General features: G+C 37.1%; 18 protein-coding genes and 2 pseudogenes. 14 read left to right on the forward strand and 6 right to left on the reverse strand.

Annotated elements, in window-relative coordinates; genetic code table 11:
• Together MK805_RS11135 and MK805_RS11140 are read left to right on the forward strand one after the other, a co-directional pair.
• The gene (locus tag MK805_RS11135) at positions 1-1035 is read left to right on the forward strand and encodes a ribonucleotide-diphosphate reductase subunit beta (protein WP_240875968.1); all 1035 of its coding nucleotides are present in this window, start codon (positions 1-3) and stop codon (positions 1033-1035) included.
• A 123-nt stretch (positions 1036-1158) separates the two neighbouring features.
• Positions 1159-1533, forward strand: coding sequence for a group I truncated hemoglobin (locus MK805_RS11140; protein ID WP_240875969.1), 375 nt, complete (start codon positions 1159-1161; stop codon positions 1531-1533).
• A gap of 43 nt (positions 1534-1576) precedes the next feature.
• On the opposite strand, the gene MK805_RS11145 is transcribed toward MK805_RS11140, so the two are convergent.
• Positions 1577-1750 carry a hypothetical protein gene (locus MK805_RS11145; RefSeq protein WP_240875970.1) on the reverse strand — a complete coding sequence of 58 codons (174 nt, stop codon included), beginning with the start codon at positions 1748-1750 and terminating at the stop codon, positions 1577-1579.
• Positions 1751-2011: 261 nt separating this feature from the next.
• Between MK805_RS11145 and MK805_RS11150 the strand changes: the two genes are divergently transcribed.
• From MK805_RS11150 to MK805_RS11180, 7 genes are all read left to right on the forward strand, one after another.
• On the forward strand, positions 2012-2203 hold the full coding sequence (locus MK805_RS11150) for a hypothetical protein (RefSeq protein WP_240875971.1): 192 nt from the start codon (positions 2012-2014) through the stop codon (positions 2201-2203).
• A gap of 636 nt (positions 2204-2839) precedes the next feature.
• Complete coding sequence (locus tag MK805_RS11155) at positions 2840-4045, forward strand: MFS transporter (protein ID WP_240875972.1); 1206 nt, start codon at positions 2840-2842, stop codon at positions 4043-4045.
• An 822-nt stretch (positions 4046-4867) separates the two neighbouring features.
• Complete coding sequence (locus MK805_RS11160) at positions 4868-6379, forward strand: spore germination protein (protein ID WP_420833072.1); 1512 nt, start codon at positions 4868-4870, stop codon at positions 6377-6379.
• Positions 6379-7569: a Ger(x)C family spore germination protein gene (locus MK805_RS11165; RefSeq protein ID WP_255724626.1), complete on the forward strand. Its 1191-nt coding sequence runs from the start codon at positions 6379-6381 to the stop codon at positions 7567-7569. The genes MK805_RS11160 and MK805_RS11165 overlap by 1 nt, the downstream gene beginning before the upstream one ends.
• Before the next feature lie 198 nt (positions 7570-7767).
• Entirely contained in the window at positions 7768-8874 is a 1107-nt protein-coding gene (locus MK805_RS11170) for a GerAB/ArcD/ProY family transporter (protein ID WP_240875974.1), read from the forward strand.
• Positions 8875-8891: 17 nt separating this feature from the next.
• Positions 8892-10004 carry a GerAB/ArcD/ProY family transporter gene (locus tag MK805_RS11175; RefSeq protein WP_240875975.1) on the forward strand — a complete coding sequence of 371 codons (1113 nt, stop codon included), beginning with the start codon at positions 8892-8894 and terminating at the stop codon, positions 10002-10004.
• Between the two features lie 14 nt (positions 10005-10018).
• On the forward strand, positions 10019-10927 hold the full coding sequence (locus MK805_RS11180) for an ATP-dependent DNA ligase (RefSeq protein ID WP_240875976.1): 909 nt from the start codon (positions 10019-10021) through the stop codon (positions 10925-10927).
• Between the two features lie 26 nt (positions 10928-10953).
• Here the strand turns inward: MK805_RS11180 and MK805_RS11185 are convergent, their stop codons facing one another.
• On the reverse strand, positions 10954-11148 hold the full coding sequence (locus MK805_RS11185; protein WP_240875977.1) for a hypothetical protein: 195 nt from the start codon (positions 11146-11148) through the stop codon (positions 10954-10956).
• 84 nt (positions 11149-11232) lie between these two features.
• Here MK805_RS11185 and ligD point away from each other — a divergent pair, with 84 nt between their 5' ends.
• The 3 genes from ligD to MK805_RS11200 all read left to right on the forward strand — a co-directional run bounded on the left by ligD (position 11233) and on the right by MK805_RS11200 (position 15006).
• Positions 11233-12114 (forward strand): non-homologous end-joining DNA ligase, encoded by an 882-nt coding sequence (gene ligD / locus MK805_RS11190; protein WP_240875978.1) that lies wholly within the window; start codon positions 11233-11235, stop codon positions 12112-12114.
• A gap of 83 nt (positions 12115-12197) precedes the next feature.
• Complete coding sequence (locus MK805_RS11195; protein WP_240875979.1) at positions 12198-13697, forward strand: DUF6056 family protein; 1500 nt, start codon at positions 12198-12200, stop codon at positions 13695-13697.
• Between the two features lie 10 nt (positions 13698-13707).
• A complete protein-coding gene (locus MK805_RS11200; protein ID WP_240875980.1) occupies positions 13708-15006 on the forward strand; it encodes an amidohydrolase in 1299 nt (432 codons plus the stop codon).
• 345 nt (positions 15007-15351) lie between these two features.
• Here the strand turns inward: MK805_RS11200 and MK805_RS11205 are convergent.
• Positions 15352-15844, reverse strand: a pseudogene (locus MK805_RS11205) (Tn3 family transposase); the annotation flags it as partial.
• A gap of 248 nt (positions 15845-16092) precedes the next feature.
• On the opposite strand from MK805_RS11205, the pseudogene MK805_RS11215 reads away from it, so the two are divergent.
• Positions 16093-16458, forward strand: a pseudogene (locus MK805_RS11215) (Tn3 family transposase); the annotation flags it as partial.
• Between the two features lie 562 nt (positions 16459-17020).
• Complete coding sequence (locus tag MK805_RS11220) at positions 17021-17410, forward strand: GNAT family N-acetyltransferase (protein ID WP_338057499.1); 390 nt, start codon at positions 17021-17023, stop codon at positions 17408-17410.
• 123 nt (positions 17411-17533) lie between these two features.
• On the opposite strand, the gene MK805_RS11225 is transcribed toward MK805_RS11220, so the two are convergent.
• The 3 genes from MK805_RS11225 to MK805_RS11235 form a co-directional block, all read right to left on the reverse strand.
• Positions 17534-20485, reverse strand: coding sequence for a Tn3 family transposase (locus MK805_RS11225; protein ID WP_240875983.1), 2952 nt, complete (start codon positions 20483-20485; stop codon positions 17534-17536).
• A 50-nt stretch (positions 20486-20535) separates the two neighbouring features.
• Complete coding sequence (locus tag MK805_RS11230) at positions 20536-21102, reverse strand: recombinase family protein (protein ID WP_240876112.1); 567 nt, start codon at positions 21100-21102, stop codon at positions 20536-20538.
• Positions 21103-21341: 239 nt separating this feature from the next.
• A complete protein-coding gene (locus MK805_RS11235) occupies positions 21342-21854 on the reverse strand; it encodes a DUF4309 domain-containing protein (RefSeq protein WP_240875984.1) in 513 nt (170 codons plus the stop codon).
• Positions 21855-21957: the final 103 nt, after the last annotated feature.

Below are 21957 nucleotides of genomic sequence, written 5' to 3' on the forward strand. Positions count from 1 at the left end.
ATGGAAAAACTACAGCGAAAAAAAATATTTAATGAATCAGGCCAACGTGGTACACAACGCTTGATCAATGGTAATACAACTAATCTTAGGGAATGGAATCGCATCAAATACGATTGGGCCCATAAGTTATATCGTACCATGCTGAATAACTTTTGGATTCCAGAAGAAATTCCCTTAGCGAGTGACGCCAAGGAATTCCAACAATTGACAGATGCGGAAAGACGCGCTTTTGATAAGACGATTTCTTTTCTTAATTTTTTGGATTCCATTCAAGGCGAAAACTTGCCGAATATCAATGAGTATGTAACAGCACCAGAAGTATCCTCTTTATTGAATATTCAAGCTTTCCAAGAGGAGATACATGCACAATCGTATAGTTATATTTTAGATAGTGTCTGTTCTCCTGAAACGCGTGAAAATATTTATGATGAGTGGCGCAACGATGAACACTTATTAGAACGTAACCGATTTATTGCCGATTTGTACGAACAATTCGTTCATCAAAAAGATGATAAACAATTTGTTCGCACCTGTATGGCTAACTTTCTTTTAGAATCCTTGTATTTCTATAGTGGATTCTCGTTCTTCTACGCGCTGGCCCGCCAAGGCAGAATGACAGCAACTGCGACAATCATCAAATATATTCAAAGAGATGAGCTAACCCATGTTGTTCTTTTTCAAAACATGATTAAGGAATTGCAAAATGAAAACCCAGATTTGTTTGATGATAATTTTAAAGAAGAACTACGGGAGATGACTCGTACAGCAGTGGAACATGAGATTAAATGGGGGCAATATATTACAGCAAACCAAATAGCTGGTTTAAACAATGAGACGATTGCAAAATATATTAAGTTCCTTTCTAACGAAAGATTAGGTCGGTTAGGTCTTCCTATCTTATATCCTGAGATCACTGCACATCCGATGCGCTGGGTTGAAAGTTTCTCTAATTTAAATGCAACCAAAACTGATTTCTTTGAACAAAAAGTGACCAATTATACAAAAGCGAGCTCTTTAGATTTTAATGATCTGTAAGAGCAAAAAAAGAAACGGATACCGCTTTATCCGTTTCTTTTTTTGTAGGTCAGTAGTATAATTGTATTGTTTTCATAAATATTTATTTACCAACAGTATTTCAAATCTCTGGAGGGAAGTTTATTGCAACCCTTAAGCAATTTTTCATCTACTCTATATGATAAATATGGGGTTCAAACAATAACTGCAATAGTGAATGATTGTTACAATCGAATATTGAGTGACTCGGAACTCGCGTCTTATTTTGTAGGGGTAGATATGAATGTTCTACGGAAACACCAAGTATTGTTTTTGTCTTACATATTAGGTTCTAAAAGATCATACAATGGTGCAAATTTAAAATCTGCACATACTAACTTAAGTGTAACCGAAGAACATTTTAATCGATTTATTCAACATATAGATGATTCTTGCAGATATTTTAACCTCGATCTAGAGGACCGCGCAGCTTTTGTTGCTCGTATGCGAACACTTAAATATTTTATTGTACATCAATGAAAAATGCAATTCTCCGAAAAGGGAGAATTGCATTTTTTTACTGTCAAAATGTATATGCATAATAAAACCAAGCAGCAGCAACCGCGATAGCGAGTTGATACAGGAATTCAATCCAATCGGAAAATGTTTTTAACCCGTTTTGAACATCAAGAACAGCATGATAAACAGCATGAATAAAGATGACAATTAGAGAAAGTTGTAATAAGAGCAATGGCATTGTCATTCACCTCCTAAGGCAATTTATTCAGTTGACAGATGAATTATGATTAATGGGAAACAAAATACTCCCTTTATAAAATATGAAATAATCTACAAAATGCTTGGGCATAAGAAAAAGAGAATTCATTTAAAGAATAAGAAAGATAAAATTCGCTTTAAAATGTGTTTGATGGAACAAAAACAGATGCTCATTGTGATAAAATGGCTATTAAGGTTTTGAGAAGTATGAGATTTCACAAGGAAGGACAGGTGTTAGCAAATGGCTGATAGAATGGACGATAAAAAGTTCTTTGACTTATTAGACTATGAAGGTAAAGATGAAGAACAAATGATACGAAAACTAGAAAAGTTGCTCAATAGTGATCGGCCGGAACTAAATCCATATCGGCCTGAATTTGAACAAAGACTAGCAGAACTCAAAGAAAAAAAGAAAGAACAAAAGAGTGAATAAAGTATTTTAGGTTTAATGAAAAGTGAGGGACTTTTTTTCCTCGCTTTTTTATGTATGAATGTAAAAAACTCACATGTGAATATGCCAAAACTTAAAGTGGAATCCGTATTTTTTTACAAAAGATCTTTTAATAAATGAAATTTCAGAATATAATAAAGATGGAGAGCAAATCGCTTTCCCTCGCGAGGAAAGGTGCAATCACCTTGAAGCACGATCCAATGTCACTCCAAATCAGCAGACCCGACCTCGGTCGCGGTGCTGATTGGTCAACCCCAACACTAGTTGAGGCGGCCATGCGGATCCCCGGAGTCATCACGCTCTGGTGGGAGGGCAGCTGCCCCAACTGTGACAGGAAGACCAGGCTGTGCAGTATTCCTGGTTGTGGATTGTGCTCGAATTGTCACCCTGCGGGTCACCGATTCCGGTGATCGAGTAAGGTGACGCCCTCCCCTTGGATTACGGTTCAAGGGGAGGATCGGAAAATCCAAGGGTCCTATCAGGACCCTTTTGTTTTTGCATTCGGAAAATGTAATTACCAATAAAAAAATACTTCTGAGAAATAATAAACCACTAAAGTATATGTTATAATTAATTTAGAAAACCGAAATATTTGTGTGCAGAAAGGATTTTTGTTTTATGGAAGCAACAGAAAAAACAGGGTTAGTGGTGGAAGAGCCGCCACATTCGCTCAAATCTATTTTTAAGCAACCAAAACCAGCATGGGCAGTAGCATTTGCTTGTATGGTTGCTTTTATGGGTCTAGGTCTAGTTGATCCTATCTTACCAGCAATCGGGAAGCAACTTCATGCTACTCCAAGTCAAGTTTCTTTATTATTTACTAGCTACATGCTTGTTACCGGTGTAATGATGCTTATTACTGGTTGGTTGTCCAGTCGTATCGGGCCAAAGGCTACCTTACTTGTGGGCCTTTTTGTAATTGTTTTATTTTCTTTACTTGGTGGTCTGTCGGAGACGGTTGGACAGCTTGTCGGTTACCGTGCTGGATGGGGACTCGGTAATGCTTTGTTTATTTCTACTGCATTAGCAGTAATTGTCAGTGTCGCAGCTGGTGGGACGGAAAGTGCCATTATTTTATATGAGGCAGCACTCGGTTTAGGTATGTCAGTAGGACCATTGCTAGGAGGGCTTTTAGGAGGTATTAGTTGGAGAGGTCCATTTATTGGTGTGTCAGCTTTGATGGTTATCGGTTTTGTAGCAGTGTTTATTTTATTGGACAAAGTACCAAGGCCAACAAAGAAAAGCTCTATTCTCGATCCTATCCGTGCTTTGGGGCATGGAGGCTTATTGTCCATCGGACTTACAGCGTTGTTTTATAACTTTGGATTCTTTACTTTACTTGCTTTCTCACCCTTTGTTCTTGGTCTTGATGAGCATGGAATTGGGTTTGTTTTTTTCTTTTGGGGAGTATTCTTAGCAATATCGTCTGTAGTGATTGCTCCAAAACTTCAAGAACGTTTTGGTACGAAAAAAGTTATGTACATGGTTTTATTTTTATTTGCGATACTTCTATTTATCATGGGATTTTCCATTCAATATGTTCCAGTACTTATTATATGTATTGTTCTTTCAGGTGGATTACTTGGAATAAACAACACATTGATCACTACGGCTGTGATGGAAGTCTCTCCTGTCGAACGATCTGTCGCTTCTTCTGCATATAGTTTTGTTCGTTTTGTGGGAGGGGCCATAGCTCCTTGGTTAGCAGGAAAATTATCCGAATGGTTTAATCCGCACATTCCATTTTATTTTGGAGCATTTGCTGTATTGGTTGGATTATTTGTGCTCTATTCCGGCCGAAAATATATGATGGAATTAAACTAAAATATTTTCTATCTGATGTGAATAAATATTTGAAATAAAAGATGATAATTTCAAATTTGAAGTGTGCCACTCATAGGAGTGGCATTTTTTATTCCTATGAAGATCAATGTTGATTTTAATTCACCTTTTTTGTGCATGAAATACCATATATTAGAGCAAAATTTATGTAACTTCTTATGAAAATATAGGACATGAGGGATCGGCATGAATTCAAATGAAGACAAAAACAAGAAAAGAGAAAAAAAGCGATTAAAATCGCCTTATAAACCGCATAAAACGTCACAAGAAATAACTATCAACGAAAATAGCAGTGAAAAAGAACGAAATCTACATACTAAGATCATAGGGAAAAAATCAAAAAATCAAATTGATAATTCTTTAAGTCATGAAGAGAATGATTTAACTCCGTTGAATGATACAACTGAAGATGAATCAACCAAGGAAATGGAACAAAATGAAGTCAAAGCTGAGCAAGAAGAATTAAAAGATGGTAGTAATGCTCCAACTGAAGATGAATCAACCAAAAAGGGAAAAAACGAAGACAAGGCCGAGCAAGAAGAATTGAAAGATGGTAGTAATGCTCCAACTGAAGATGAATCAACCAAAAAGGGAAAAAACGAAGACAAGGCCGAGCAAGAAGAATTAAAAGATGATAGCAATGCTGCAACCGAAGATGAGTCGAACAAAGAAAAGGGACAAAGCGAAGACAAAGCTGAGCAAGATAAAGAAGATACATCTCAGAACTCCCCAGATAATACCAAAGGTAAAGCCGCAAATGAATCAGATAGAGCAAATAAAGAGGATAAAAAGGAATCAGAACCTATTTCTGCATCTATAGACGCAAACATCCGTCATGTAAAAGAAACTACTGGAGAAAGTCAAGACATTGTGATTAGGGAATTTCGTTTTGGAGCAGAACAAAAATTAGCTGCTTGTTTATTTTATACAGAAGGCTTGACTGATACAAATGCACTACAGCAATTTGTATTGGAACCACTAATGGTTTTTCTGAAGGAAAAAGATTGGACAGACTATCGTATTCCACCGGAGGTTTGGTTTCCATTTATTGAGCGATCTTTACTTCCGATAGGCGGAGTAAGCCAAATTGAAAACTTTGAAGAATTATTTACTTTTATGCTTTCTGGAGAAGTTATTTTTCTTATGCAAGGGAGCAAAAAGGGATATCGCGTCTCTTTAAAATCATGGAAAGATAGAGGGGTACCAGAAGCTGAAGGGGTAGTTCGAGGACCTAGAGAGACATTTAGTGAAACGATGAGAACCAATACTGCTCTGTTAAGAAGGAAAATTAATAATCCACGACTGCGTTTAGAAGGCAAGACGATTGGTAAAATCACAAAAACACAGTTAAGTATCATGTTTATAGATGGTTTAGTAGATGACAATGTTCTAAATGAAGTTCGCAAACGATTAGACCGAATTGATATTGATGGGATATTAGAGAGTGGATACATTGAGGAATTGATTCAAGATGAGGTATATTCCCCATTTCCCACTATACATCATACAGAAAAACCAGACGTCGTAGCTGCTGCTCTATTAGAAGGAAGGGTAGCAATCATTGTGGATGGTACTCCAATTGTTTTAATTGTACCTGCTTTGTTCAACCAATTTTTTCAAGCTGCAGAAGATTACTATGAACGATCACTTATTTCTAGTTTGATTCGTATTCTTCGCTTTATCTGTTTATTTATCTCTTTACTAGCACCAGCAGTTTATATTGCAGTAACTACTTTCCATCAAGAGATGTTGCCAACCCCACTGCTTGTAAACCTAATGGTGCAAAGGGAAGCTGTTCCTTTTCCAGCTTTTGTAGAGGCATTTATGATGGAGCTTATGTTTGAGATTCTGAGGGAAGCAGGAGTTCGGTTGCCAAAAGCTGTAGGTCAGACTGTGTCATTTGTAGGGGCATTAGTTGTTGGTCAAGCAGCCGTAGAAGCAGGGATTGTATCTGCAGGAATGGTTATTGTGGTAGCGATTACTGCGATTTCTAGCTTTGTTATCCCGGCTTATAACATGTCGATCGCATTACGTATTTTGCGTTTTATTCTTATGATGATTGCGGCTGGATTTGGTTTGTATGGTGTAATGCTTGGAATTATTGTGATCGTACTTCATTTATGTAGTATTCGTTCTTTTGGTATTCCTTATATGACACCTTATGGGCCATACATTTCCTCTGAATTTAAAGATAGTGTTGTTCGGATGCCTCATTGGATGATGGATAAGCGTCCAACCAGCTTGGTTTCCGAAGATGTAGTACGTGGAAATAACTCACCACCTTCGAAAGAGAAAGCAAAAGGGAAGAGTAAATGATGAGAAAAAAGAATCTCCTTCTGATACTAATCCTTATAGTGTCCATAATGGTAACGGGATGTTGGAGCCGTAAGGAACTAAATGACATAGCCTTAGTAATCGGTTTAGGTGTAGATAAAGTTGGAGATGACTATATTTTATCTACCCAAGTAGTAGACCCAGGTGAAATTGCTTCAAAAGGAGGTAGCGGAAGGGTTCCTGTAATAACTTACAAGACAAGAGCACGTACTTTAATAGGTGCAGTTCGAAAGCTGACAAGCTCTACACCTCGAAAATTATATTTATCTCATCTGCGTATGTTTGTGATTGGAGAATCCGTTGTGAAAGATGGAGTAGCCCCTGTACTCGATTTTATAACAAGGGATCATGAATTAAGAAGCGATTTTTTTATCATCATGACAAGAGACAGTAGGGCACAAGATGTACTAACTATGGTGACGCCTCTTGAAAAGGTACCATCCACTTATATGTATACGATGCTTAATCATGCAGAAAAATACTGGACCGCATACACGACGCAAAAAATTGATCAATTGGATAATGATATTGCTAGTGATGGGAAAGAAGCAGTTATCTCAGCAATCGAAATCAAAGGGAGTTTAAAGGAAGGTGAGCAAAAGAAAAATGTAGAGGATATAGCATTAAAAAATTATTTGCAATATACCAGTTTAGGAGTACTTCATAAGGACAAGTTGGTTGGTTATTTGGAGGAAACAGAAGCTTCCGGCTACAAATATGTCATCAATAAAGTCAAAAGTACGGTAGTTGATATGCCTTGTAACAAACAACGCAAAGATGTTACCGAAATCATTCATTCTAAAACGACAATACGAACACGAGTAAAGAATCATAAACCATCAGCCATAGTACAAGTTCATGCAGAAGCAAATGTTGCAGAACTCCAATGTCAAGCAGATTTATTGAAACAAAACGTGATTAATGTTCTGGAAACAAAAACAGAGAATGAAATTAAACATCAGATAGTCAAAGCTCTGCAAAAAACACAGAAAGAATACCATGCTGATGTTTTTGGCTTTGGGAACAATATTCATCAATCCAATGCAAAAGAATGGAAAAAACTAAAGAAAGATTGGGGAAAAACTTTTTCCACTATGCCTGTAAAGATAGAAGTAAAAGTGGAAATACGTAACTTCGGTAAAGTAAATAAAACTACACCTAGTTTGGATTAGGAGGGAAAAGAAATTGTGGCAATCCGTGTTTGTATGTCTTGTGGCCATTGTAGTGGCTTTGTTCGAGATTCCACGATTGAGGAAATTAGGATATATCAAGGAAATATGGTTTTTCTCTTTTTTTCTCCTCCTAGCAACGGCTGCAAATGTAGTAAAATTCCTTTATTTTTAATTGCTAGGTAGAAATGGAGGCAAAATATGATGGGAAAAGAAAAAATTGAACATCGTCAATTTGCGATACTGGTTCTTTTGTTTACAATTGGAACTTCTATCATCATTACTCCTAGTATGCTTGCAGCTTATGTGAAACAAGATGGTTGGATTTCCGGCCTATTGGGATTATTGATTGCATTGTTAATTGTATGGGTTTTTGGTGCTATGGGTAAATATTTTAGGGATCAATCTTTGGTTCAAGTAATAAATTTTTCTTTTGGTAAATATTTAGGCTTTGTGATAGGGCTCTTGTTCGCTAGTTTTGGTCTGGTATTGTCAAGTCTGGTACTTTCGAATATAGGTAATTTTGTCAATTCCCGATTGCTTATCGGCACTCCATTAAATGCGGTTGAGTATATTTTCATTGTTGTGATTGTAATAGGTGTTCGTTTAGGTATAGAAACAATAGCCCGATCGTCGGAATCTTTGATTTCCATTTTTAGCATCTTGTTTTTTCTTCTTGTTATTGCTGTATTACCTCAAATTTCGATTGATAATATAAGGCCAATATTTGAACACGGTTTCTATGATGTTCTTCAAGCGAGCTATGGATTTATTTCTTTCCCATTTGGCGAATTGGTACTTTTTCTGATGCTTACCCCATTCATCGTAAAGCGACAAAAAATTATAAGTGGATATGTAATAGGTGCTTTCATTGGGGGAGTAGTTCTCATTTTAATAACCATTTTATCTATTTTAAGTTTAGGTGGAGAGGGAACTGCTATTAATACCTATCCAGCATTTACAATTGCAAAGAAGATTGATGTTGGTGGGGTAATTCAACGGATAGAAGTTATTATGGCAGGAATATGGATGTTCTCCATTTTTGTGAAACTATCCATATGTGTCTATACTACAGCTTTGTGTATAAAACAGTTATTCCGATTTCATGATCTTAACTGTTTGTTTATACCAATTGCAATAAGCCTTATCCCACTTTCCCAATGGTTTAGTCCAAGTGCTGCTGATTATCAAACCTATACTGAAAAATGGATGATGTATTTTACTTATTCCATTATGATAATTCCTATTCTTACTATGGGAGTCTTTTTTGTTAGAAAAAAATGGAGTGAAAAAAGTAATAAAACCTAAACGATAGGGGGGATCTCATGCTTAATCAGCAGCAAATTGGGATAAGACAGTTTTTTATTTTGGTATTTCTTTTTACGATTGGTACCTCTATTATTGTTGGTCCTCGTTTAGCAACACTCACTGCATATCAAGATGGTTGGATATCAGCGATTTTAGGATTGCTGATGGGAACAGTGCTTATCTGGATATATACTACTTTAGGGAAACACTTTTTGGAAAAAACGTTAGTAGAAATACTACAATTGGTTTTGGGAAAATGGATTGGTTCCATCGTTTCTTTCTGTTTTGTTGTTTTTTTGGTTATTTTATCTTCTGTAGTTTTAATGAATATCGGCCATTTTATCAGTAGCAGAATATTGGTTTATACTCCAATTGTTCCGATTGAGTATATGTTTATCGCTTTAGTAGTGTTTGGAAATATTTTAGGAATCGAGGTTTTAGCAAGGGCAGCTGAATCTCTATTACCTTTATTTTTAATTTTATTTGGGCTGTTTACTATTGGTTTGTTACCATTAATAGAAGTAAATAATATAAAACCTATACTGGAAAATGGGATTTATCCTGTATGGGAATCGAGTATACGATATATGATCGTTGTATTTGGTGAGTTGTTTGTTTTTTTTATGATTATACCTTATATCAATAAGAGCAAAGAGCAGCATAAAAAAATAAAACGCTATTTTTTGTCAGGTGCAATCTTTGGTGGAATAATCATCTTGATTACTGTACTGTTTTCTATTCTAATTCTCGGACCTAAAGCAGCTATATGGACAACATACCCAGCTTATGCATTGGCAAAGAAAATTGATTTTGCAGGTGTATTTCAACGAGTTGAAGTCATTATGGCCGGAATATGGTTTATATCCATTTTCTTTAAATTATCGATTTTAATGCATGTTATTACATCAAGTGTAAAACAAATATTTCATCTAAAAGATAGATCTGTTGTTTCTATTCCTTTCGGAATGTTACTAATACCTATTTCTTTATGGTTTACTCCAAATGTAGCAACTTACCTTACTACAGTCACGCATCTGATGGGGCTATTAATTCTTATTTTTATGCTTTTACCTATATTAGTAATGGGGGTAGGGTGGATACGTTTACGATTTTTAAAGAAGAGTGTATAGGAAGGAATTAAGAAATGACTCTACTTATAAAACCAATGGAACCAATTTTATCCAGAGAACTCCTGTTAGAATCAAAGTACCTTTATCAAGTAAAATGGGATGGAATACGAATCTTAACAAAAATTGAAAACGGGAAAGTGAATTTACACACGAGACATGGCAATATCCGTACTGCAATCTACCCTGAAATCACATCCATACTTGCAAACAGGTTTGCTAAACAAACAGTATATTTAGATGGAGAAATAATAGCTTTACAAAATGGAAAACCTAACTTTTTTCTCGTAGCAAAAAGAGATCGAATAAAAACAGAAAGTAAGATTGAACGATCTATTTCAAAAATACCAGTCAACTATGTGGTTTTTGATGTTCTTCGAAATGATCATTGGTTAGTAGACAAACCTTTATATCAACGTCTTTCCATTTTACAAAATATATTAGACGAATCCGAGAAGATACAAATATGTCCTACAACAGAAGATGGGAAAACCTTATTTGAGTTTACAAAAGAGCTTGGATTAGAAGGTATCGTGATAAAGGAAAGAGAAGGTAAGTACCACATAGGAGAAAAACATCTAACTTGGAGAAAAGTGAAACACTTTCAATATATAAATGCATCCATCCTCGGAGTAACTTTTAAATCAGGAAGTGTGTATTCCTTATTATTAGGAATAAAAGTAGAAGGAAATTGGAAATATATAGGGAGAGTATCTTCGGGTTTGAGCTCAGAAGAAAAACGAATTTTAACTGTATATAGCAGTTCACTAGCTATTCCTGATCCAGTTACCAATATTCCCTTATTTCGTGAAGAAGAGATTAGATGGTTTACACCAAATATACAAACTAAAATTCGGTTTTTAGAGTGGACACCAGATAAGACATTACGCAATCCTGTAATTGAAAACTTTCAAATGCCTAAATAAACAGCACCTTAATAAGGTGCTGTATGTCATAAGAAGAAACGACGACGATGTGGAAAAAACATAAAGAATCTAGGATCATAACCAACAGGTTGGTAACCAGGATAAAATTGAGATGGATAAATATTGTTAGGATCTTGATACTCATCGATTGCTACATCTGTATCCAGTTCATTTTCTATTTCGTCCCATAAAGCATCATAATCGATTGTTTTGTTGAACATATTAACTCCTCCTCGATTCAAGTATATACAGCAGTGTATGTGATAAATATCTATTTGCTCATGGAAAGCAGGTAATTAGGCGATATGTATGTTCGTATACAGGATGAAGAAGTAAAGATCTCTAACCCAGATAAAGAACTTTTTCCAAGTATAACAAAGTGGGACTATGTCCAATATCTAGGTATCTTAAGTCCTTATTTATTAAAATACTGTTATAATCGTTTATTGACCACCATTCGTTTTCCAGATGGAGTGTTTGGAGAATCTTTTTATCAAAAAAATGTTCCTGCATCTAAGCCTGATTTTGTTGCTACTTCAAAAGCAGAAAACACGCAGTATATAATGTTACAAAATGTACCAACATTAATTTGGTTAGCCAATCTTGCTTGTTTAGAGTTTCATACCTCTTTTCATCTATATACTGATATGAATGTGCCGACTGAATTAGTTTTTGACCTTGATCCAACAGGATCACCTTTTGAACAGGTAAAAGAAGTTGCATTACATACAAGAACATTAATGATGGAAATGGGTTTAGATGGAGTAGTGAAAACTTCAGGAGCAAGTGGTTTGCAAATTTATATCCCATTAGAACCGATTCATACATTTGAAGAGACTCGCAAAGTTAGTACATTCATGGCTCGTTATTTATCGGAGAAATATCCAAACTTAATTACAATCGAACGACTAGTAAAAGACAGGGGAACAAAAGTATATTTCGATTACTTACAACATTGGAGAGGAAAAACACTAATTGCCCCCTATTCTCCAAGATCTAAAGAAGAGGCTACTGTATCTACACCACTTGAATGGGATGAATTAGAAACAGATATTGTACCAAACGATTTTACTCTGATGAATATTGCAGATCGCATACAGGAAAAAGGTGATTTATTTTCATCTCTCTATAATGGATCAAAATACAATCTTTCACCATTGCTGGATTTAATGAATAAATATCTATGAAGATATTTATTAGATTTTGATTACTCTTTACTTTATGTGATAAATTAATTCTCAAGGCCAGTATTATTGATAGGAGAGAATAAATGAAAAATAACTACCAGCGGATTCTTCCGCATGTTCCATTCCTTTTCCTTTTCCTATGTATGTTTATGATCAGCCGTTTTATTTACATGTATGGGGATGATTATCGATATGCGACTTACTTTAGTTTGTTTCCTCATTTTAAAGGCAGTACGTTTTCATTTACACAAGTCATTGAAAATCAGTTATATGACTATACCCATGTAAATGGTCGTTTTTTTATTAATATTTTTACCATTTATTTGCTTGTTCATGGTATTGAATTTTGGAGATGGGTAAATCCATTTCTTCTTACTATTTTGGCCTATGCTATTTTTTATGCTGTTTTTGTTCGTTTTCCCAAAAAAGGAGATGAGATGGTTGCGTGGACCTTGGTGTCCTTGTTTTTTTTGGTTCATATTTATATCGCAAGACAAACTTTGTTTTATGCTGTAGGATCATTTAATTATGTTTATCCCATGTTGGGATTGATGCTATTAGCTATTTTTTTCCGTCGTATCGATATCCACAAACCTATTAAGCATAAAGCAGTGATTATTTTATTTTTTTGTCTTGCTTTTCTATTAGGTTGGTCCCAAGAACAAGTGTCCTTGCTAACTTTAGGATTAATAGTTTGTTGGATTTGCAAAGAGTATATAGTATACAGGAAAATCAAATTATTATATGTAGCGTTTTTTTTCACCAGTTTGATTGGCTTTCTTGGATTATACTTATCTCCTGGTGTAAAAGCACGTGGTGCATCAAAAGCATTAGCATCTTACAATCAGTCATCTACTATTGTAAAATTAAAACAGACCTTTCCAGCGATGATCGATTTTTTTATTCATCAGCAAGCCATTTTTACTATTCTAGTAATTGCCTCGCTTGCCATAATCGGATACCAAATTTCAAAAAAATGGTATTGGTTACTAGGAACGCCTATTGTGTCACTTCCGCTTCTATTGTCTGTACCATTTTTTGGACAAGCTAATCCATTTGATCAGTGGTTTTTGCATAAAGCTTATTTGAGTTTTTATGGTATCGTTCTAATTTGTATGCTTGTTGCAATGTCTATTTATGTAACTGTACAAATGCGAGATTATATATATTTGATATTCCCGTTAGGATTTATTTTAATAAACATAGCTACTGTATTTACCCCAAGTCTTACAGGCGGGAGAGTCGCTTTTCCAGCAATACCTCTAGCAATGGGGAGTATTATTTTACTTTTTCAAGCTATACATAGTTCGGGAATAAAGAAACAGCTGATGATATTCCTTATTTTTTTTGCTGCACTTAATTATCAGTACTTGTATAATGAATATCGCCTGAATGCTAATATTCAAGAAAAACGAATTCATATTATTAAACAACACCAAAACATGAAAGCAGGAGAACTAGTATTGCCAAAATTAAAGAATCGATCTGCTGCAGGTTATGAACTAAATGACCAAGAATATGTAATGCGTGGATTCAAAAATTATTATCGAATAAACGAGAATGTCACCATTCTTTTGAAATAATGGAGGTAACATGAGAACAGCTTATACAAATGCAATAATACTGACAATGGAAACTGATTTCTCTCCTTTTTTGGGAACGCTTGTTATTGAAAATAATATGATTTTAGGGGTATATGAAGGGGAATCATTTCCAATGGACATGGCCGTTGATCATACAGTGGATATGAGTAACAAAGTTATACTTCCTGGATTCATAAATACTCATGGTCATACTGCAATGAGTTTACTACGCGGCTATGCTGATGACTTACCATTACAAGAATGGCTAGAAGAAAAAATGTGGCCCCTAGAAGCGAAATACAAACGGGAACAAGTCACTGCTGGTACCGCATTGTCTATTGCGGAAATGATCCGTTCTGGCACCACTTGCTTTTTAGACATGTACGATCATATGGATGCAGTAGCAGAATTGGTAGAGAAAACAGGAATTCGGGCATCGCTTTGTCGGGGTTGTATTGGGTTTGGTGATGATGCCTTACGAAAAAACAAATTAATCGAAGCTACAAACTTTGCAAAAAATTGGAATGGGGCAGCAGAAGGACGAATTAGTACCATGATGTCTCCTCATTCTCCCTACACATGCACACCAGACTATATCGCTCGATTTATTGAAAAGGCATTAGAAATTGGTGTACCTATCCATACTCATATGTCCGAAACAGCAAGGGAAGTAGCTCAAAATGTTGAAGAATATGGAAAAAGGCCAGTGGAGCATTTGGATTCCCTTGGCTTTTTCGATCTGCCTTCATTGGTTGCACATGCAGTCCATCTTACTGAAGGAGAAATTGATTTACTTGCTTCCAAAAATGTCAAGGTTTCTCATAATCCAGGAAGTAATCTAAAATTAGGAAGTGGTATCGCACCTATTACAAAGATGATAGACGCAGGTATACGACCTTCACTTGGAACGGATAGTTCAGCTAGCAACAACAATTTAGATTTATTGGAAGAAATCCAATTGGCAGCCCTTATCCATAAAGGTGTCAACCAAAACCCACTTGCTGTCCCAGCCAAAACAGCTCTACTAATGGGGACAGCATATGGAGCTGAAGCGTTATTTTTAGATGAAATTACCGGAACCTTAAGTAAAGGAAAAAAAGCAGATTTTATCACGATAGATATAACTGGTACCCATATGCAACCTGCTCATGACATTGTATCTCATATTGTATATGCGTCTTCTCGCAGTGACATCGTAGATGTATTTGTAGATGGTAAAGCATTGATGAGAAATAGAGAGTTAACCACAATAGATGAAGAAAAAGTAAGTGCAGAAGCAAATCAATCTTTTTTTGATCTTATAAGATGAACCATCTGCAAAAATTTACTTCTCGATTTAAATAGTTCTTCCAAGAAATAAATAGACTACGTCATCTAATTCCAAAACCAAATTAAAAAGAGCTCCAATGAATCCTCAGCCATTCGGGGTCACCGTACCCAAAGAAAAAAATACACGTTAAGACATATTTTAGACACAATTAAACCGACTACCTACACGTTAAGGTAAATAGTCGGTTGTTTGCATTAATCGCTTATTATTGCCCAAGTAAAGGGGATAGGGGTATGGCAATCAAAAGCGAAATATGGGGCCATATGCAAATATTCCCCAATTCAAAAGGGTATTAAGAGAATACTGCGTCTTAATACCTTTGCGTTAATTAGCCACTTGATAAATTGGCATGTCAAATTGTAAATCAGGTGGTTGTCGATCACGATCAAGTCCATACTTGCCAAAACGATTCACATGAGCTGTAATGTATGGGCTTATCTCACTTAATAGTTCCTCATTTAATTCGTTACCTTCTTGATGATATTCATGTAAAATTCGTGTTAATGCAAATACGTTGTAAAAGATGAGACAATTAGCTACTAAGTGATTAAACTTAATGACTTTTCTTTGATTTTCTCGATTATTTTCAGCAATCGTTCCTTCTCCACCAAAAAACAACCATTTTATAAAACTATTAAATGATTCGCTTTTATTCGTAGCTACTTGTATCGTACTTCTCAATTCTTCATTTGCTATGTACTTTAGCAAGAACATGGTATGGTACGATGACTCGTCCTAATTCACGGAATGCTTGATATAATTTATTTTTCTTGCTATAGGTTCCTAGCTTATTCAAAATGGTGGAGGGAGTGATTTTTGGGGTTTAGGGAGCAGTGGAACAGAAAACCGGAATAAGCGTTACTGGCAATAAAAGAGGAACAACGATAGGTAAATCACTGTTCTAGGGGTAGTAAGACGGTTGGTATTCTAATCCGTCAGATAAATTCTTCCATATCTTATTAGGTATAGGTCTTTTCTACATTTAGACAATCGGATCAGGGTTGGTTGGTCGTGTCTTTTTTGCGGAAGTAGGCGATGCCTTGCCGTTATAGCCTATCAGATACATTTTTTGATGACGAGGGATATCAGAGACGAATCCTTACGCAGTTAAACCGTGGAGAGACTCGTAACGGCTTGGCACGTGCGGTTTGTTATGGGAAACGGGGTGTACTTTATCAAAAATATCGAGAAGGACAAGAGGATCAAGTGGGAGCCCTGGGATTGGTGATAAATGCGATTGTCGTTTGGAACACTCGCTACATGGAGGCAGCATTGACTCTTATTTCCGAAATGGGTGAACAGATCGAAGAGCCAGACGTCCAACGCCTCTCTCCTCTCGGTCATGAACATATTAATATCGTGGGCAGATACTCTTTTACTTTGCCTGATGAGGTTGCGAATGGGAAACTACGTAGTCTGATTCATGATTAGAACAGTGATTTTACCTATCACTGTTCCTTTTTTACTGCCAGTAACGCTTATTCCGGTTTTTTGTTCCACTGCTCCCTAAACCTCTTTAGTGTGTGTTTCCTTTTAGGCCTAGAACCAGCATCCGTGTCATAAAGCGCAATTTGACCAAATAATGGAAATGGAACCGACCCATACTTTGTGTATAGCAAGAAATGGTCCGGCGATTGGGTGAGTTGCGCAGTAAGATACAGCGCGATTCATCCAACCGCCGGACCTAGAACCAGCAACGGCTTAAAGAGATTTTCTCATGGAGTTAATGATTATCATAAGTAGTTTGTTATTATATTTTTCAAACCATTTCTATAGCGTTTGATATAAACTAAATATGAATTCCCTGTCCGTGTTCACTTTAGGAGAAGAAATGCGTAGCCTGCGAGATTCCCTTCCCACTTCCATGGAGCACCCTACCTGTCCTATCAAGGTCATCCAGTACCAGCAGGACCACATCGAGGATCTGCGGCAACTGGAAACGGACTCCACCAAACCGCTCCAATGGTTTGGTGTTGAAACGGTAGAGAAGCTAGTGCGGCCAAGCGACGATGTAATCCTATATACCATCTTGGTAGAGGACAAAGTTGCGGGAATCATCTATCTGGAGCCTCGATCCACTAAGATCTCGGACGTAGGCTACCTCTTGATGGAGGACTACCGAAAAAAGGGCGTGATTCAGTTGGTGCTAGTCACTGTCCTCGATCAACTTTTCGGGCAGCTTCTCCCAAACGGTGGGCTGGAGCAAGTTTGGGCCTTCGTGAATCGTAAAAACGACCAATCGTTGAGGTTTCACGAAAAGATTGGGATGCAAGAACTCCCGTCACAAGATATCAGTAGGATCTTCGCGTTCTCCCAAGATGGGTGGCGAAAGGCCGCTCCAAAGGTGGCGAAAAGTGGAATCAGCAGGTTCCGGAAAGGATAGGAAGTTCAACCAGTCGCGTTTTCGCACATGATGTGTGCGTGTGCGACTGGACTCCTTTTATTGAATTTCAAAATGCAATTAATTACCAAAATGTCCTGTCAATTGAATGTGGATGCATACCCTTTATAGAGCCATTCGTTGATCCAGATCCATGCGAAATTCACCGTACGGATTGATATGGTTATAAATAAGAGGAGTAAGGGCTCGATAGTCTTCTGCAGCCATCTGATCCAGCCATTCTTTTTCTTGCAGGACATGTTGGATTTTGAGCGTATTGATATAGACCAAGCAATTTTGCAGTAAATGAAGGCTGAGGATGGCAATTTCCTGTTCCTGAGGTTGATTTTTTTGGATTTCTCCCCCTTTTCCATAAAAGATAAAGTCACCACCGGAATGCCAGTTTTCCACGACATTTAGTCCAGCATGGACTTCGATTCGCACTTCTTCCACATGGAGGTATTCACATAAAAAGATGGTTTTTATCGCTTTCCCTAACTCCTGTAAGGCTTTATAGGTAGGATGAGAGCTGTTTTTCGAAAATTGCTTTAAGATGGCCTCTGTGTCTGCTACGTTTAATCGTAAGGCAGTTGCATATTTCACCATTTCATCATACTGTCTGCGAATTAAATCCCAGTCAATGGGTTTTTGTACAAGAACGGGTTGTAAATGAGGATAAGGGACTCCAGTCTTAGGCCGGTACAGTTTCTGGGAATGAATGTTTTTTAGTCGTGGCATGAGTTTAAAACCAAGCAGATAGCAAAAAGCAAAACCCACTTCACTCTGCCCATGAGTATCGACAAAGTTTCGATCGACTTCTTTGTTGGTATTGTGATTCAGCAATCCATGAAGCATTGCGGCGACTTCAGAAGAATTGGGTGTATTAACAGACGAATGAATGCACATGGACTTTTCCTCCACATGCCAATAGACAGAGATTCCTGGTCCCCGTTGACGTGGGTTCCATTGGGTTCTTAGATTTTGATCATATGCTGCCACTCTTGTAGAATCGGATGCACAAGAGGTTGTTCCTCTCCCCCAAATCTCTTCTCGTCGATCCGCTAAAATGGCATTTACTAGGTGTTCATTCGCTGCCTTTACGTTATCTTTGTAGATATATTTTCGTTTGATGTATAGCAAGTCTTTATAGGTCACATCTGGATTGCCAGAGGAAACCCGTTTCAAGCCTGTGTTTGTTCCTAATCCGAAAAGACAAAGAAGTAACCGTTTTTGAATGGTTTTTCGATCCAACCGCTCATAAGTAGCTAACGTTTGAAAGAGATCCGTAAAACCGACCCGTAAATCCGCTTCTTTCAAAATATCCGTCAGATTGGTCATCCACCAACGATTGGCAATCTCCTGTTTGAGATAAGCTAATCGCTTGGGTTCAGGTTGTACGTCACTATCTGCAACGGAGATCCACCCACCCCTGTATTCCGAAATGGATACCTTTTCGTTTTTAGGAAGTCCTTGATCGAGCATGGTGAGCTTCTCATGCATCTCCTCTTGTAATTCGGTGATCTTTTCTTCTACGTTCAAAGGAAGTTTTAATACAGCATAATGTTCTTCCCGTCGTTTCGCAAAGTCAGAGGGAAGGTGATGGTCTGGATTTCGGTAACGATCTGCACCTGTTACCCAAATTTCGCGACATTTTAATTTATCTTTTAAAGCATGAAGTACACAAATTTCATAGTTCATCCGATTGATTTTCTCATTCCCTTTGGAATCGGTATCCATGACGTGCTCTCTCCATTTCACAGGGATGATATCTTTCCCAGTCGGAACATCCTCATCGAGAGCATAATTAACGGAAGCAGAACCTGCATAGTTGCGAATCAACTGAATGGCTTCAATCAGAGGCTGATGATGTTGATTATTCGATCGAAAATCCAAGGTTTTTAGCAATTCTGTCACTGCTGATCGATATGAACTACTATAGGAGCTTCGTATTTTCCAATATACTTTTTCTTGATAAATCGACTTCTTATATTTCAATTCGGTAATGATGCTTTCTAAGGTGCCTGTGTCCACTACAGAAAATAGGGTATCTTTTATAATTCCATCTGGATTTTGTAAAGCCGCTTCTAATAAGGAAATCAGAATGTCATTTTTGCTATGTACTTTCTTCACTTCCAGAATCAGTTCTTTATTGACCTTTTTCTCCGCACGGGCATCAATCTTATGGATCAGCGTGATTAAAAGTTCGATGAGACTGTCCGTGATCTCCTTGATGCGAGACCAAAAGAGGGCAACTAGTAGTGTATACCGAACTGGTGATTGATGTCTACGCAGCTCTCTTTTTTCTTCGGAAACAGCACGTAATCGATACCTATTTACTATTTTGGGTGGGACGGAGTGGAATAGATCCTCTGGAAGCTCCAGCATATGTAGTGTTTTCCACTTTTTTATCTCCAGAAATAACGTATCTTTGCTTACTCGACCTGGTCCGAGTGTAATCTTGCGAAAAGTAATTTTGTTTTTATCCTCTTTTTCATCCCCTGTCTCTTCGTTCTCCATGTCCACCCAAGATTCCATCAGGGCATCCATACGTGAGAGGCAAGTAGAAGAAAGCTTTTGATAGGTATCTTGGTAAAATTGCTGTTCTCGATTCCAAAGGGCAGATTTGACCATTCGCTCGACCCGGTCATTGGTAGGAGGTTCTATTTTTCTACGCCTATATTCAGCATAGAAAGCTTCTTTTAAAGGTTCAAACTCCTCGGCATAGTCCCAAACTTTCTCCTGCAACCAATGTGTGACCTCTTTCTCATCTTGCAGTGTCCCTTCACGAAATCCATATAATTTCCGAATCTCTCTCCGATGATTCGTCAAGGTTCTGGAACTCCAAGAATAGTGATCAAACATTTCGGAAGGAACTTTCAGTTGCTTGGCGATAAAATCAATCATTGCTTTTGGAATATCGCTCGATTTAGCTGGAAATCTGGCTTCATGCTGAAAAAACTTCATCAGAACAGCAAAGCCAAGTCTTGAATTGGAATATTTGTTTTCTACCAACTGTCTCTCAGGCTCTATTAAAGTGAAATTCTCGATCAGTTCATCTAATTCCCATTGTCTTTTCATGATGTATCCTCTCAGAAGAAATTACGGCCTATCTACATTTGTTATCTTTGTTACTCTGGAATAACCTCTTGTTCATCTTTGACTCTACGGTATAGTGTCATCCTTGAAATTCCTGCTTTTTCAGCTGCTTCAGTGATCGTAGATCCTTGATCAACCAGATATAAAGCGTATTTAATTTTTTCTGGATCGACAGGAGGTCTACCCGGATTCTTCCCTCTTTGTCTAGCAGCGATAATTCCTTCTTTGGTTCGCTCTGCGATCAAGTCACGTTCAAATTGGGCCATTCCAGCGAAGAGAGTAAAGAGCATTTTTCCATGAGCCGAGGTGGTATCTAGCCAAGATTCTTTTAAACTTTTGAGATTCGCTCCTTTGTTTGCAATCAGTTCCGCAATTTCTAACAAATCTTTCGTCGAACGAGAGAGGCGGGTGAGATCCGTAACAATGACGGTATCTCCAGAACGAAGAAACTCTAAAAGCCGTTCTAGTTCAGGTCGATCCCGCTTTGTGCCTGTCACCTTCTCGAAAAAAATACGTTCGCAGCCTACTTCTCTTAATTGTTGCTCTTGCCGATTCAAATGTTGATCCATGGTGGAAACTCGCATATAACCAAACTTGATGAAACTCAAAAAAATCCCTCCTGATCATGGAAACGATGTTCCAATTGTACCAAAAAGGAGATTTAGGAAGTATAGTGACAAAACAATATTGTTATATATTTTTGTGACAATCATTTTACGGGTTTGAAGGTTTGGTTAGGACTCGTGCAACACAATAACTAAACCGACCCTTTTTGTTACTCCCTTTACACAACAAAACCACCCTTTCAGGTGGCTAATTTTTAATCAAAGAATCTAAGTTATTTATTGGGATGTACAAAAACAGTCAGTATCTTTTCTGTTGTTTTATATCCATCAAATAGGAAACTTAATTTATATTTCCCGCTTTGGTAAATCACATAACGCCGTCCGTCTTTTTTCTCATCAGAAGCAGGAGTCCCTGCTGTTTTTATTACTTCTTCATACGTGACTTCTTTCAGTCTTTTATCAGCGGAATTAACCCAAGTTACGATACCTTTATGTAAACCAAATTCCGTTTGCTTTTTAGCCGCATAAGATAGAAATGTATCATTGGAGCTTGTTGGTTTTCCCCATTTTTTTACAATATCTGCTTCTTGTGAACCAATTCCAAATTCTTCGCTGCTGATCGTTCTTCCTTTTGCAGCTAAATCTAATACTTGTTTGATTAGTTTCTGATGACCAACATCCTTACTACTTGCATCTGCATTTTGTTGTGCAGATGAGATACACCCAGTCAACACCACTATAAAAGCGAAAGCAACTACTAATTTCATCCACAAAAACTTTTTCATCTGACATCCCTCTTTTGTTTTTTTATTGATACATGTATTAGATGATTGGAAGGTAAAAATAGTTTGATAAAAAGAAGGAATATTATGTCCAATTTATGGACAT

It is taken from the genome of Shimazuella soli, assembly GCF_022511585.1.
Lineage (GTDB): Bacteria > Bacillota > Bacilli > Thermoactinomycetales > Thermoactinomycetaceae > Shimazuella > Shimazuella soli.